13 protein-coding genes and 1 pseudogene are annotated in these 13,902 nt (G+C 69.3%); 9 read left to right on the top strand and 5 right to left on the bottom strand.

Translation table 11 applies throughout. From position 1 onward, the window contains the following. The first annotated feature begins 89 nt into the window (after positions 1-89). The 7 genes from ABEA43_RS34580 to ABEA43_RS34550 all read left to right on the top strand — a co-directional run bounded on the left by ABEA43_RS34580 (position 90) and on the right by ABEA43_RS34550 (position 6,696). The gene (locus tag ABEA43_RS34580) at positions 90-1,172 is read left to right on the top strand and encodes a glycoside hydrolase family 172 protein (RefSeq protein WP_345568539.1); all 1,083 of its coding nucleotides are present in this window, start codon (positions 90-92) and stop codon (positions 1,170-1,172) included. A gap of 70 nt (positions 1,173-1,242) precedes the next feature. Beyond that, a complete protein-coding gene (locus tag ABEA43_RS34575) occupies positions 1,243-2,244 on the top strand; it encodes a LacI family DNA-binding transcriptional regulator (RefSeq protein WP_345568537.1) in 1,002 nt (333 codons plus the stop codon). A gap of 188 nt (positions 2,245-2,432) precedes the next feature. After that, positions 2,433-2,615, top strand: coding sequence for a hypothetical protein (locus ABEA43_RS34570; protein ID WP_345568535.1), 183 nt, complete (start codon positions 2,433-2,435; stop codon positions 2,613-2,615). Beyond that, positions 2,602-3,156: a hypothetical protein gene (locus ABEA43_RS34565; protein WP_345568533.1), complete on the top strand. Its 555-nt coding sequence runs from the start codon at positions 2,602-2,604 to the stop codon at positions 3,154-3,156. The genes ABEA43_RS34570 and ABEA43_RS34565 overlap by 14 nt, the downstream gene beginning before the upstream one ends. Beyond that, positions 3,153-4,658: a sugar ABC transporter ATP-binding protein gene (locus tag ABEA43_RS34560; RefSeq protein ID WP_345568532.1), complete on the top strand. Its 1,506-nt coding sequence runs from the start codon at positions 3,153-3,155 to the stop codon at positions 4,656-4,658. Before ABEA43_RS34565 ends, ABEA43_RS34560 begins: the two co-directional genes overlap by 4 nt. After that, a complete protein-coding gene (locus tag ABEA43_RS34555) occupies positions 4,655-5,713 on the top strand; it encodes an ABC transporter permease (RefSeq protein ID WP_345568531.1) in 1,059 nt (352 codons plus the stop codon). Before ABEA43_RS34560 ends, ABEA43_RS34555 begins: the two co-directional genes overlap by 4 nt. Beyond that, on the top strand, positions 5,710-6,696 hold the full coding sequence (locus ABEA43_RS34550; RefSeq protein WP_345568530.1) for a substrate-binding domain-containing protein: 987 nt from the start codon (positions 5,710-5,712) through the stop codon (positions 6,694-6,696). Before ABEA43_RS34555 ends, ABEA43_RS34550 begins: the two co-directional genes overlap by 4 nt. A gap of 127 nt (positions 6,697-6,823) precedes the next feature. On the opposite strand, the gene ABEA43_RS34545 is transcribed toward ABEA43_RS34550, so the two are convergent. Further along, positions 6,824-7,810 carry a LacI family DNA-binding transcriptional regulator gene (locus ABEA43_RS34545; RefSeq protein ID WP_345568528.1) on the bottom strand — a complete coding sequence of 329 codons (987 nt, stop codon included), beginning with the start codon at positions 7,808-7,810 and terminating at the stop codon, positions 6,824-6,826. A gap of 164 nt (positions 7,811-7,974) precedes the next feature. On the opposite strand from ABEA43_RS34545, the gene ABEA43_RS34540 reads away from it, so the two are divergent. Beyond that, entirely contained in the window at positions 7,975-9,159 is a 1,185-nt protein-coding gene (locus ABEA43_RS34540; protein WP_345568526.1) for a cytochrome P450, read from the top strand. Between the two features lie 29 nt (positions 9,160-9,188). Here ABEA43_RS34540 and ABEA43_RS34535 read toward each other — a convergent pair whose 3' ends face one another. The 4 genes from ABEA43_RS34535 to map form a co-directional block, all read right to left on the bottom strand. Then, positions 9,189-9,431 carry a hypothetical protein gene (locus ABEA43_RS34535; protein WP_345568524.1) on the bottom strand — a complete coding sequence of 81 codons (243 nt, stop codon included), beginning with the start codon at positions 9,429-9,431 and terminating at the stop codon, positions 9,189-9,191. A gap of 29 nt (positions 9,432-9,460) precedes the next feature. Continuing rightward, positions 9,461-10,954 (bottom strand): alpha/beta fold hydrolase, encoded by a 1,494-nt coding sequence (locus ABEA43_RS34530; RefSeq protein WP_345568522.1) that lies wholly within the window; start codon positions 10,952-10,954, stop codon positions 9,461-9,463. 323 nt (positions 10,955-11,277) lie between these two features. After that, positions 11,278-12,042 carry an SDR family oxidoreductase gene (locus ABEA43_RS34525; RefSeq protein WP_345568520.1) on the bottom strand — a complete coding sequence of 255 codons (765 nt, stop codon included), beginning with the start codon at positions 12,040-12,042 and terminating at the stop codon, positions 11,278-11,280. Between the two features lie 242 nt (positions 12,043-12,284). After that, the gene (gene map / locus ABEA43_RS34520; RefSeq protein ID WP_345568518.1) at positions 12,285-13,052 is read right to left on the bottom strand and encodes a type I methionyl aminopeptidase; all 768 of its coding nucleotides are present in this window, start codon (positions 13,050-13,052) and stop codon (positions 12,285-12,287) included. Between the two features lie 425 nt (positions 13,053-13,477). Between map and ABEA43_RS34515 the strand changes: the two are divergent. Continuing rightward, positions 13,478-13,902, top strand: a pseudogene (locus ABEA43_RS34515) (DNA-directed RNA polymerase subunit beta); the annotation flags it as partial.

Below are 13,902 nucleotides of genomic sequence, written 5' to 3'. Positions count from 1 at the left end.
GACGGCGACGCCTACTTCTCCATTCTGGAGAAATCGATTGCTCCGACATGCCGCGACGACCAAGACCTCCGGATTGAGACGAGGGACACATGACCATGAGCTATGGCAACCACGGCAGCAGCCTGCGCGACCTGCCGCGCCTGCGGTCCTCGCGGCGCAGGCGGGTCTCCAGTTACGACCGCACGGGCGGGAACGACGACCGCCTGACCGTCGAGGCGGGCAGCACCGTGACCCTGGCCGACATCCGGGGGCCGGGCTCGATCAACCACATCTGGTGCACGGTGGCGCTGCCGATGCGGGACGTGCCCGACGCGGTGGACGTGGACTACCTGCGCAGGCTCGTCCTCAAGATCACCTGGGACGACCAGGAGTACCCGAGCGTGCTGGTGCCGCTGGGCGACTTCTTCGGCATGGGCCACGCCAAGACGGCGAACTTCGTCTCGGCGCCGCTGCAGATGAGCCCGCAGGACGGCAAGAGCTTCAACTCGTGGTTTCACATGCCGTTCGCCAGCCGGGCCCGGGTCGAGCTGATCAGCGAGCTGTCGGCCGAGCCGGTGTTCTTCTACTACTACATCGACTACGAGGAGTTCGGGGAGGCGGCCGACGACCTCGGCTACTTCCACGCCCAGTGGCGCCGCGAGCGGCCCACCGACGGGATCCCGCAGGGCACGCAGTCCAACCGCGAATTCCAGGTCGAGGGCATCAACGACACCGGCGACGGCAACTACGTCCTCCTCGACGCCACCGGTCGCGGGCACTACGTCGGGTGCGTGCTGAACATCCGGAACCTGCGCGAGACGAGCGACTGGAACTGGTACGGCGAGGGCGATGACATGATCTTCATCGACGGGGAGCCGTTCCCGCCCTCGCTGCACGGGACCGGCACCGAGGACTACTTCAACACCGCGTGGTGCCCGACGCAGACCTACCACGCGCCGTACCACGGCATCACCCTGCCCGGCGGCGACAACTGGAGCGGCGAGATCTCCCTCTACCGCTTCCACGTCGAGGACCCGATCACCTTCACCGAGTCCATCAGGGTGACGATCGAGCACGGCCACGCGAACAAGCGCTCGGACGACTTCTCCTCGGTCGCCTACTGGTACCAGACCCTCCCCCACCGTCCGTTCGGGCTCGCGCCCGTCGGGGAACGGCGTCCGTTCCCCACCTAGGAGCAATCGATTTCCAGGTAGCGCGGTAAGCTGCTTCCGATCATTGCCTGGACCACGAAATGGGATGAGGTTGCGCAAAATCCAAGATGTCGCGCGGCATGCCGGGGTCTCCGCCGCGACGGTCTCCCGTGTGCTCAACGGCCGCTCCACGGTCAACCCCGAGCTGGCGGCGCGTGTGCACGCGGCGGTCTTGGAGCTCGGCTACCGGCCCAACGGCGTGGCGCGCAATCTCCGGCGCAGGCAGACCACGCTGTGGGCGGTCCTCGTCTCCGACGTCGGGAATCCGTTCTTCACCTCGCTCGTACGCGGGGTGGAGGACGGGGGACGCCAGTTCGGCTACTCGGTCGTGCTCTGCAACACCGACGAGAACCGGGCGCGGGAGGCCGAGTACATCTCGGTCGCGCTGCACGACAACATGGCCGGCGTGATCATCTCGCCCGCCGACGACTCGACCGACATCAGCGCGCTGGTCGCCGCCGGCACCGCCGTCGTGACCATCGACCGCGAGCTGGCCGAGACCGAGGTCGACGCCGTCCTGGTGGACAACGAGAAGGGCGCCGAGGTGGCGACCACCCATCTCCTGGAGTCCGGCTACCGCCGCATCGCCTGCATCACGGGACCGCGCCGCATGTCGACCGCGATGCAGCGGCTGCGGGGCTACCAGCGGGCCCTGCGCGCCTTCGGCGTGCAGCAGGACCGCGCCCTGATCCGGCACGCCGACTTCCGGGAGGAAGGGGGCTATTCGGCCATGGGGGCGCTGCTGGACGACGACGTGGAGATGGACGCGGTGTTCGCGGCCAACAACCTCATGACCGTGGGGGCGGTGGAATGCCTCACGGAGCGGGAGGTGCCGATCCCCGGGCGCGTGGGGGTGATCGGGTTCGACGACATCCCCTGGGCCCGGCTGTTCCGGCCGGGGCTCAGCACGGTGCGCCAGCCCACGTACGAGCTGGGGCGGGCGGCGGCGCAGCTGCTGGCCGACCGGATCGAGAATCCGGCCCGCCCGGCGGCGCGGATGGTGCTGCAGACCGAGCTGCACCCCCGCGAAAGCTCCCGCCCGCGCGCCACCTGACGCCTTTCTTCAGGTGCGCGTACGGCGGCCCGCCGCTCTTCAGATGCGCGGGCGGCGGCCTGCCGCGACCCTTCACCGTTGCGATTCTGTGATGTGAAACGGCATTGACGGTCCGAAGGGTGAGATCTAACTTGGGTGGAAATCGATTTCTCAGCAATCGATTTCCCGAGATGGAAGGACAGAACTCCGTGGCACGTATCGGACTGCTGAGCATCTCGGACGGGCGGGACTTCGTCGCCCGCGACCTCGTGGATCACATGGACGGCGCCACGAACGAGTCGATGGCCAGGCAGTCGACGTTCGAATGGCCGCACGCGTTCACCAGGCTGCTCGGCGTCGAGTTCGAAGGGTTCGGCGATGCCGCGATCTAGGCACTTCCTGCTGCTGGCGGCGCTGGCCACCGGCCTCCTGACGGTCCCGGCGCCGGCGCACGCGGCCGTGGACGGCAAGGGGCCGATCGGCTGGGACCTCTACCGGCGGCTCGACCGGCTGGCGGAGCTGCCGGTGGGCGTGCAGACCGAGCAGTTCTCCAGCTTCGACAGGACGGGCGACAACGACGACGGGTTCGGCGGCCGCTACTCGTGCCTGAGCACCTCGGCGGCGGGCTGCGTGATCGCCGAGCACACCGGGGCCGGTGAGGTCGAGGCGATCTGGTTCACCAGGGACGAGGGCGACGTCACCAGGACCGGCAGGATCACGATCGAGCTCGACGGCAGGAAAGCCGTCGACGCGCCCCTTCAGGACCTGGTGGACGGCAAGCTCGGCGCGCCCTTCGTCCATCCGCTCGTGGGCAACGCCGACCAGAGCTCCGGCGGCGTCCACGTCGAGGTGCCGATGCCGTACACCCGCTCGATGCGCATCACCACCGAGCACAATCCGCTCTTCCAGTACGCGGCCTGGAGCCTGCGGTGACGGTGCTGGCGATGCGCGGCATCGGCAAGTCCTTCCCGGGCGTGCGGGCTCTCGACGAGGTGTCGCTCACCGTGGCGGAGGGCGAGGTGGTCGCCCTGCTCGGGGAGAACGGCGCCGGCAAGTCGACGCTGATGAACATCCTGGCCGGGGTGTTCAAGGACTACGAGGGCGAGATCGAGATCGGCGGCAGGCCCGCCTCCATCCACTCCCCCAAGGACGCGCGGCGGCACGGGATCGCCATGATCCACCAGGAGCTCAACCTGGTGCCCGAGCTGTCCGTCGCCGACAACATCTTCCTCGGCCGCGAACGCGCGCTCCTCGACCGCAAGGCCATGGAGTCACGGACCGCCGAGCTGCTGCGCGGCCTCGGGCTCGACCTGTCGCCGCGCACGCTCGTCAAGCAGTGCAAGATCGCGGAACGCCAGCTCATCGAGGTGGCCAAGGCGCTGTCGCAGAACGTCCGCGTCCTGGTCATGGACGAGCCCACCTCGGCCCTGGCCGACGCCGAGGTGCAGCGGCTGTACGCGGTCATCCGCGACCTGACCGGGCGCGGCGTGGCCGTCATCTACATCTCGCACCGCCTGGAGGAGCTGGCCGAGATCGCCGACCGGGTGGTCGTCCTGCGCGACGGCCGCTACATCGGCGAGCGCTCCGGCATCGACAGGGACGAGCTGATCCAGATGATGGTCGGCCGGCCGCTGGGCGAGCTGTTCCCGCGCCCCGACGGCGCGTCGGCGGGGGCGGAGCTGCTGCGGGTGGAGCGGCTGTCGGTGCCCGGCGAGCCGGGCTCGGGCCGTACCGCGCTGCGCGAGGTCTCCCTGTCCGTACGGGCGGGCGAGATCGTCGGCGTGGCCGGCCTGATGGGCGCGGGCCGCAGCGAACTGCTGGAATCGATCTTCGGCGTGCACCGGCCGGCGGCGGGCTCGATGACCCTGGGCGGCCGGCCGTACCGTCCGAAGAGCCCCGGGCGGGCGATCAGGCGCGGTGTGGCGCTGGTCGCCGAGGATCGCAAGGCGCAGAGCCTCGTCCTCGGCAACACCATCGCCTTCAACGCCAGCCTGCCCTCGCTCAAACGGTTCCTGCGGTTCGGGACCGTGGACGCCCGGCGGGAGCGGGCCGCCGTCGAGCGGCAGGTACGCGAGCTGCGCGTCAAGGCGCCCGGCATCCGGTTCACCGTCGGCAACCTGTCCGGCGGCAACCAGCAGAAGGTCGTGCTGGCCAAGTGGCTGCTGACCGCGCCGTCGCTGATCCTCATGGACGAGCCCACGCGCGGCATCGACGTGGGGGCCAAGGCGGAGATCCACGCGTTGATGTCCGAGCTCGCCGCCTCGGGCAAGGCCGTCCTGGTGGCCTCGTCCGAGCTGCCCGAGCTGCTCGCCATGTGCGACCGGATCCTCGTCCTCTGCGAGGGCCGGATCACCGCCGAGTTCCGCAGGGGCCAGGCCACGCAGGAGGCGATTCTCGAGGCCGCGATGGCCCGACAAGAGGTGTTGACACTGTGACGACCAAGACCGCCCCGCCCACTCCCGCCAAGGCTCCGGGGGAGAACCGGATGCGGCGCACGCTCTCCGCCCTCGGCGCGGCGCAGGCCTACATCGGCCTGGTGCTGGTCCTCGCCGTCGGGATCGCCACCAAGGGCGAGATGTTCCTCAACGAGACGAACCTCACCAACGCCATCGGCGCCTTCTCCTCGCGCGGCATCCTGGCCGTCGGCGTCACGCTGGTGATCCTGACCGGCGGCATCGACCTGTCCGTCGGATCGCTGCTGGGCATCGCCTCGATGACGGCCGCGATGATGCTGTCGAACTTCTCGCTGGAGCCGTGGCAGATCGTGCCCGTCTGCATGCTGGTGGGCGCGTTCTTCGGGTTCCTGAACGGCGCGGGCACCGCCTGGCTGCGCATCCAGTCGTTCGTCATGACCTTGGCCATGCTGTCGGTCGTACGCGGCCTGGACCGGCAGGTCAGCGGCAACGTCAGCGTCGGCACCCAGATCGCCGGCGACGACGGCAAGCTGACGCCGCAGGCGGAGTCGTTCCAGTTGTTCGGCACGCCCGGGCACAACCTGTTCGACCGGATCTACTACCCGGTGCTGGCCTTCATCGTGGTCTGCGTCGTCTTCCACCTGATCCTGACCAAGACGCGGTTCGGCCGGCACGTCTACGCCGTCGGCGGCAACGCGACGGCCGCCCGGCTGTCCGGCGTCAACGTCACGGCGGTCACGATCGCGGTGTTCACGCTGTCGGGCATGCTCGCCGGGTTCGCCGGGCCGATCGACGCCGCCTACAGCGCCTCGGCCGATCCGCAGGCCGGGCAGTCGTTCGAGCTGGACGCCATCGCCGCCGCGGTCATCGGCGGCGCGTCGCTGGCGGGCGGCAAGGGCACCATCGCGGGCACGTTCGTCGGGGCTCTCATCCTGACGCTGCTCGACAACGTGCTCGGCCTGAACGCCGTCAGCGACAACTGGCAGCTCGTGATCAAGGGACTGATCGTCGTCGTGGCGGTCGTCCTGCAGCGTCCCGATCTCTTCACATTCTTCCGAGGAGGGTCTCGATCATGAAGGCCATCGTGTCCATGTCGTCCGTCGCGTTGTGCGTGCTGCTCGCCGCCGCGTGCGCGTCCAAGGCGCCCGCCCCGTCCGCCTCCACCGCCGCGGGAGGCAAGACCAAGTTCGTCGTCGGCTACTCGCAGTCGAACAACGCCGAGCCGTACCGGGCGCAGCTCAACCTGCAGCTGGAGCACTTCCTGAAGCAGTATCCGGACATCGAGCTGCTGCCCATCGCCGACGCCAAGCAGTCGAGCGCCACGCAGGTCTCCCAGGTCCAGAACTTCATCACGCAGAAGGTCGACGCGCTCATCGTCTCGCCCACCGAGCCGGCCCCGCTGACCGCGGCCGTGCAGCAGGCGTGCGACGCGAAGATCCCGGTGATCGTCCTGGACCGCACGGTGAACACCGACTGCTACACCGCCTTCATCGGCGGCGACAACGTCCTGATCGGCAGGAAGGCCGGGGAGGAGGCGGTCAAGCTGCTGCCGGACGGCGGCAACATCGTCGAGCTGCGCGGCATCACGTCCAACCAGCCGCAGATCGACCGCGACAAGGGCTTCCGCGAGGCCATCGCGGCCAACCCCAAGATCAAGATCATCGCGGACCGCGAGGGCAAGTGGCTGAAGGAGCAGGCCACCCCGATCATGCAGCAGTGGCTGGCCCAGCACCCCCAGATCGACCTCGTGTACGGCCACAACGACCCGATGGCGCTGGGCGCCTACCTGGCGGCCCAGGCGGCGGGCAAGGCCGACAAGATCAAGTTCATCGGCATCGACGGCCTGGCCATCCCCGACGGCGGCATCCGCGCGGTGCAGCTCGGCCAGCTCTCGGCCACCTTCATCTACCCGACCGGCGCGAAGGAGGCCGCCGACACGGTCAGCAAGATCCTGCACGGCCAGCAGGCCGAGAAGAAGCAGGTCCTCGGCACGACGCAGGTCACCAAGGACAACGCGGCCCAGCTCTACAAGCAGTACGACCTGTCCGGCCAGAACTGACGCCCCTCGGCACCCGTGGGCGGCGGGGTCAGCGGGTGCTGCTCTGGCGCGGGCTTTGAGATCAGCGGGTGCTGCTCTGGCGCGGGCTTTGAGATCAGCGGGTGCTGCTCTGGCGCGGGCTTTGAGATCAGCGGGTGCTGCTCTGGCGCGGGCGGAGCTCCGCGGGCAGGACGACCGTGGCGGCCTTGGCGGACGGGGTGGCGATGCGGTCCACGAGGAGGCGGGCGGCCATCCGGCCCAGCTCGTAGGTGGGCTGCGCGACCGTGGTGAGCGAGGGACGGACGAGGTCGGCCCACGGGATCTCGTCGAAGCCGACCAGCCCCATCTCCCCGGGCACGTCCACCCCCCGCTCCGCCAGGCAGCGCAGCGCGCCCACGGTCATGAGGTTGTTGGCCACGAAGACCGCGTCGGGGCGGTCGGAAGAGGACAGCAACGAGGCCATGGCGTCGTAGCCGCCCTGCTCGCGGAAGTCCGTCCGTACGACGATCCGCTCCTGCTCCGGCTGCCCCGGCAGCGCTTCGGTGTAGCCGCGCAGCCGCAGGTCGGCGGTGCTCACCCCCTTGGGCCCGGTGATGCAGGCGATGCGCCGGTAGCCGGCCGCGAGCAGGTGTTCGGTGCCCATGCGCGCGCCCGCGACGTTGTCGACCACGACGGTGTCCACGACGCCGCGCGGCAGCTCGCGGTCGATGGCGACGACCGGGATCGGCGACTCCAGCAGGCTCTTGGCCGCCTTGACGCTCCCCGAGGAGGCGATGATCACCCCGGCCATCTGCTCGCTCAGCGCCGCGGCGACGTACGTCTCCTCCTTGGCCGGGTTCTCGTCGCTGTTGCACAGGACGACCGAGTAGCCCGCCTGCTGGGCGACGTCCTCGATGCCGCGGACCGTCGCGGTGAAGAACGGGTTGCCGATGTCGGAGATGATCACGGCCCAGAGGGTCGTGCGGCTGCGCCGCAGGTTACGTGCCACCGCGTTGGGGCGGTAGCCGAGCTCGCGGACCGCGGTGAGGACGCGGGCGACCATCGCGGGATCGACGGTCTGGGCGCCGTTGAGCACGCGGGAGACGGTGGCGGCGGATACGCCGGCCTCGCGGGCGACATCGTAGATAGTGGGCATCAGATCAAGTTTCTACCATCGCGGGCCCGGACACTCCCGCCCGGCTCGTGGAGGGCGTCGCTTCGCCGCACTCAAGCCCTTGACCTGGTACGAAGCCGGACCGGTTTCCCCGAGGACGATCTGGGGTCTGTTCGGCGTCCCGCTCACTGGTTACCGTCCGAGCCATGGCCGATTTCGAGCAATACCCGTTCGGGCCAGGCCCACAAGGGGCTCTGGCCGACTCGTACGCCGTACGCCGCGACAAGGACCCGCTGGGGAAGGTACGGCTGCCCAGCGGCTGCACGGCGTACCTCACCACGACGTACGAGGACACGGTCGCCGTGCTGAGCGACCCGCGGTTCGGCAAGGACCTCAGCGGGCCCGGCTCGCCCCGGATGTTCAGCGGGTTCTCCCTCTTGGAGGCGCCGGGGATGCTCTCCAGCATGGATCCGCCCGAGCACACCAGGCTGCGCAGGCTGCTCTCCGGGGTGTTCACGCCGCGCCAGGTCAACGCGTGGCGGCCCCGGCTGCGCACGCTCACCGCCGAGCTGATCGACGCCCTGCCCGCCGAGTTCGACTTCGTGCGCGACCTCGCGTTCCCGCTGCCCGTACAGGTCATCTGCGACGTCATGGGCGTGCCGGACATCGACACCGACAAGGTACGGGCCTGGTCGGACGCCATGCTCTCCACCTCCAGCCTGTCGGAGGAGGAGATGCTGGGCGCGGCCACGGAGTTCGGCGCGTACATCGCCGAGATGATCGCCGCGCACCGCGACAACCCGGGCGAGGGCCTGCTGGCCACGATGATCCACGCCCGCGACGGCGAGGACCGGCTGAGCGAGGAAGAGCTGGTGACCAACACACTCGTGTTGTTCCTCGCCGGGCACGAGACGACCGGGACGGCGCTGTCCAGGTCGATCCTGCGGCTGCTCGACCCGCGTGCGGGGTACGCGCGGCTGGTCGCCGAGCCCGAGCTGATCGAGAGCGCGGTGGAGGAGCTGCTCAGGCTGGAGATGGTGGGTGACATCCCGTTCGTGCGCGTGGCCAGGGAGGACGTCGAGCTGCCTTCGGGCACCGTGTGCCAGGGCGAGGCCGTGATCGCCGCCATCTCCTCGGCCAACGCCGACCCGGCGGCCTTCCCGGAGCCGGACGTCCTGCGGCCGGGGCGGCAGGCCGCGCACCTGACCTTCGGGCGCGGGGCGCACTTCTGCCTGGGCGCGAACCTGGCGCGGATGGAGCTGCAGGAGATCCTGGGCGTGCTGGTCACGCGGCAGCCGAACCTGCGGCTGACCGGGCGGGCCGGGGACGTGCCATGGACCGAGGGCAGTCTCTCCGTCCGCCCGGCGAAGCTGATCGTCAGCAAGGAATGAGCTCTCTCAGCTCCAGGTGAGGCGCGAGCTCAACCGGCGGCGGCCGCCGAAAGCACGTTGCGATGCCGGCCGGCCCGCTGCTGGAGGCCGCCGGTGTGCGTACGGTCGCGGTCGACCTGCCGGACCTGGGCACCTGGTCCTGGGCCGTCGTAACAGAGCCGATAGGTGTTCTCGTACTGCTCCAGCTCGCCGACGAGCCCGATGACGCGCTCCGCCTGCTCCACCGCGCGGTGGCCGCGAGGTACAGCGAACTTGCCGTACCTCGCGGCCACCGTGCGGCGAGCCGCCGGCTATGCCGTACCTAGCCCTGGGGCTCTTCCGCCGGGCAGCGGGTGCCCTGTGCGGGCACGGTCAGCGAGATCAGGTAGCCGTCCATCGCCTCCGTGGTGCACTGCGTCATGCCGTAGACGCCGTGACCCCAGCCCTCGTACGTGAGCAGGCTGGCCTTGGAGCCCAGCTGGCGGGCCACGTTGGCCGACCACTCGTAGGGGGTGTCGGGGTCGTGCATGGAGGTGCCCACCAGCAGCGGAGCGCTGCCGGTGTACCGCAGGCGGTGCTGCGGGTTGTTGACCGGGTGACCCTGGCAGATCGGCATGTCGCCCATCGGCATCGGGTTGTACCGCATGTCCGGCGCTACCGCGTTCGAGCTGCGCATCACGTCGGCGTACTCGTCGTAGTTCCGGAGCGACAGGTTCCAGTCCTCGCAGAGGATCGCGGTCGGGAGCTCGGCGAACTCACCGTTCACGGGCCCGTTGCCGGGAGGGCCCGGCATGTCGTCCGGCACCGGCCCGCCGTCCAGCGCGAGGAGCACCTTGGCCTCCAGCCGCCAGACGGGCGCCTCGTTGAGCACCACGCCCAGCCAGAGGAGGTTGTGGGCCCTCACCGGGCGGTCGGTCTCGCCCGGCCAGTACAGCTCGCCGCGGTCCGCCTTCTCCAGCAGCCCCTTCCACAGCGCCCGGATGTCGCGCCCGTGCAGGACGCACTCGGTGTCCCGCTCGCACCAGGCGATGAACTCGTTGAAGCTGTCCTGGACGGTGGCCGCCTCGGTCACCTGGAACGCCTTGGCGTTCAGGCTGTGGTCCATGTTGCTGTCCAGCACCATGGCCCGGATCCGGTTCGGGAACATCTCGGCGTACATCTGCTGCGCGAGCGTGCCGTAGGAGACGCCGTACGAGGTCAGCTTGGCCTCGCCGAGCGCGGCGCGAATGGCGTCCATGTCACGCGCGACGTTCGCCGAGTCGAGGTAGTCGTACAGGGGGCCGGTGAGCTTGCGGCAGTCCGCGCGCAGCTTCCTGTCGAAAGCGACCCACGTGTCGAAGTCGGCCTGGCTGGTCATGACCGGGTACGGCATCTCGTTGTACACCGAGGCCGAGCAGGTCACCGAGCCGCTGCGGGCCACGCCCCGGGGGTCGTAGCTGACGATGTCGAACCGCCGCTGGACGTCCTCGCTGAAGCCGGAGGGGCGGAGGATGTCGTTCACGCCGGAGTTGCCGGGTCCGCCCGGGTTGGTCAGCAGGGACCCGATCCGCGCGGAGGGGTCGGTGGCCTTGCGGCGGGCGAGCGTCAGCTTGACGGTGTTCCCGTTCGGCCTGGACCAGTCGATCGGCACGGCCAGCGTGCCGCACTCCACGGTGGGCTCCTCCTCGCACGGCCCCCAGGTGATGCCGCGCTTGCCGACGGCATCCGTGACGTCCTCTCCGGTTATCGTCGCGTTGGCCATTCCGGCCATCGGAACGGTTAACAGCGCCGCCACCGCCACGAGGGCGGTGACGAGCCGAGAAGTTCTTTTCGGCACATTGCTCCTATCGTTGATCGGCTGGTGGGCTGCTCGCACGGCACACGACCGGTCCTGACCTGCACTGACCGGCCGCGGAGGCAGGATCAGAGCCCCGTCGAGGGGTCGCCGATCCTCCTCGAACCGAGGAGCGCCCTCCTACGCCTCAGCGGCCCGTAGCCGGACCGCGGGCGTGCGCCTCCCCTTGATCATGACTCCAGAATCTAACAGGCGGCGGCTCCGCCGTTGACGCCGACGCCGAAATCAGGACACCTTGGCAGCGGCAAGGACCGGCTCCACGAGGAGTGCCTCGACGCCGACGGGTCTGACGCCGGTGGTGGCGGTCAGCCCCGCCCGATGAACGGCATCGCCGTCGCCATGACGGTCATGAACTGCACGTTCGCTTCCAGCGGCAGGCCGGCCATGAACACGATGGCCTCGGCGACCTCGCGCGCGTCCATCGTCGGCTCGGGCGCGAGGGAGCCGTCGGCCTGCGGGACCCCCCGGGTCATGGCCGCGGTCATGTCGGTGGCCGCGTTGCCGACGTCGATCTGCCCGCACGCGATCCCGAAGGCGCGCCCTTCGAGGGAGATCGCCTTGGTCAGGCCGGTGATCGCGTGCTTGGTGGCGGTGTACGCGGCGGCGTGGGGCCTCGGGGTGTGCGCCGACAGGGATCCGTTGTTGATGATCCGTCCTCCGCCGGGCACTTGATCCTTCATCTGCCGGAACGCTTCCTGGGCGCAGAGGAACGCGCCCGTCAGGTTCGTCCCCACGACCTGCGACCACTGTTCGTGATCGATCTCGTCGAACGGGATCGACGGCCCGAACATGCCGGCGTTGTTGACGAGCACGTCGACGCGGCCGAAGTGAGCGCGGGTACGCGCGAACAGGTGCCGGACGGCGCCGGGATCCGCCACGTCGCACGGCACCGGGAGCAGGCCGTCCCCGTCGCCCGCCGCGTCCAGGGTCTGCTGAAGCGCCGCGGCCCGCCGCCCGGCCAGCACCACGCGGTATCCGGCAGCGTGCAGGGCCAGCGCGGTGCGCCTGCCGATGCCCGAGCCGGCTCCGGTGACCACGGCGACCCGCTCACTCGCGCTCTGGTCGTTCATAGGGCTGGTTACCTCGATTCAGCGCATCCTGCGGGACGGCCGGGCAGCTGCTCGGTCGTTCCGGTGGCGTCCGCCACGTTATCGGTGCGCGATCAGCCAGGCCGTCGGGGTGCTCACGTATGGTTCATGCTCAGCGGAGCGGAAGCCTGGCCACGAAGCGCGCGCCGCTGAGAGACGCGCGGACGGTGTTCGTTCATGGATCGCATGACACGTACTCGAGCGCCGTTCAGGGGTGCGCCCGGCTACGGCAGGGTGAGGATGACCGGGCCGTCCTCGGTGATGGCGACCGTGTGCTCGACGTGCACGCTCCTGCTGCCGTCCGCCGAGCACAGCGACCAGCCGTCGGAGGCCGTGTAGTAGTCGTCGGCGCCGCCCGCCATGAGGCTCGGCTCGATGGCGATCACCAGCCCAGGACGCAGCCGCAAGCCGCGTCCTGGGCGGGCCTCGTTGGGCACGAACGGCGACTCGTGCATGGCCCGGCCGATGCCGTGGCCGCCGAAGTCGTTCTGCATGCCGTAGCCCGCGCCGCGCCCGACCGTGGACATGGCGTGGCCGATGTCGCCCATCTTGCCGCCGGGCAGCGCGGCCTCGATGCCGGCGGCGAGTGTCTCCTCGGCGACCCTGATCAGCTTGAGGTCCTCCTCGCGAGCTTCGCCGACCGTGAAACTGACGGTGCCGTCGGCATGCCAGCCATCGATGAAAGCGCCGCAGTCCACGCTGAGCAGGTCTCCGTCACGCAGCCGGTACGGCGTCGGCAGCCCGTGCAGCATGGTCCCGTTCACTGAGGTGCAGATGACACCGGGATAGGGCATAGCGCCGAACGACGGGTGGTAGCCGAGGAACGAGGCTCCCGCCCCCGCCTCCTCGATGACCGTCCTGGCCACCAGGTCCAGTTCCTTCAGCGACACTCCCACGGCGGCCCGTTCGCGCACGGCGGCGTGAACGCCGGACACGATCCGGCCCGCCTCCCGCATCGCCGCTATCTCACCGGCGGACTTGAGCTCGATCACGGCCCCTCCTTCATCGATAACTATACCGGTATTACTATCGTGTCCTTGCGACCGTGTCGACCGGAGGCCCGTGCCCTCAAGAAAGCGTTACCCGCACTGGGCGGATGGTGCCGGGGAGCTCCACTCGGCCGATCTCACCGGTCACGACCGGGCGAGTGCCGGCCGTCCTCCCCCTGACGACTCTGAACGTCGTCCGAGGCGGTGCGCTGCTCGCACAGTACGCGCAGAAGAGTTGACGGCTCCACCTTGGCTGTGTAAAGCTGACGGCGGCACCGAGGTTGACGGTGACAACAAAATTGGATTTTTGTTTGTCACGTGCGTTATGCTGCTCCCTCGCGCTGCCTCTCGCGACGCCCCGGAGCTCGTTCGGGGCGTTTGGCATGCGCGCAGTTCGCCTCCATCCGTGCCTTTCGGAAGGACCTCTGTTGGCAGCCTCGCCTAATGCCTCCGCCGTACCCGCTGGTCCCCATCGCGTCTCTTTTTCGCGCATCCAGGAGCCCCTCGAAGTTCCTGACCTTCTCGCTCTGCAGACCGAGTCTTTCGACCGGTTGCTGGGCAACGAGAGGTGGAAGACCCGCGTAGAGGCGGCCCGCCAGGCCGGGCGCAAGGACGTCCCGACCCAGTCGGGCCTCGAAGAGATCTTCGAAGAGATCAGTCCCATCGAAGACTTCTCCGGGACCATGTCCTTGTCGTTCCGCGACCATCGGTTCGAGCCGCCCAAGCACTCGGTCGATGAGTGCAAAGACAAGGACATGACCTTCTCCGCCCCGATGTTCGTGACGGCGGAGTTCATCAACAACACCACCGGTGAGATCAAGAGCCAGACGGTGTTCATGGGCGACTTCCCGCT

It is taken from the genome of Nonomuraea rosea, assembly GCF_039539705.1.
GTDB classification, from domain to species: Bacteria; Actinomycetota; Actinomycetes; order Streptosporangiales; family Streptosporangiaceae; genus Nonomuraea; species Nonomuraea rosea.
The sequence above is the reverse complement of the archived record's forward strand: the minus strand, read 5'-3'. Positions and strand labels throughout refer to the sequence as shown.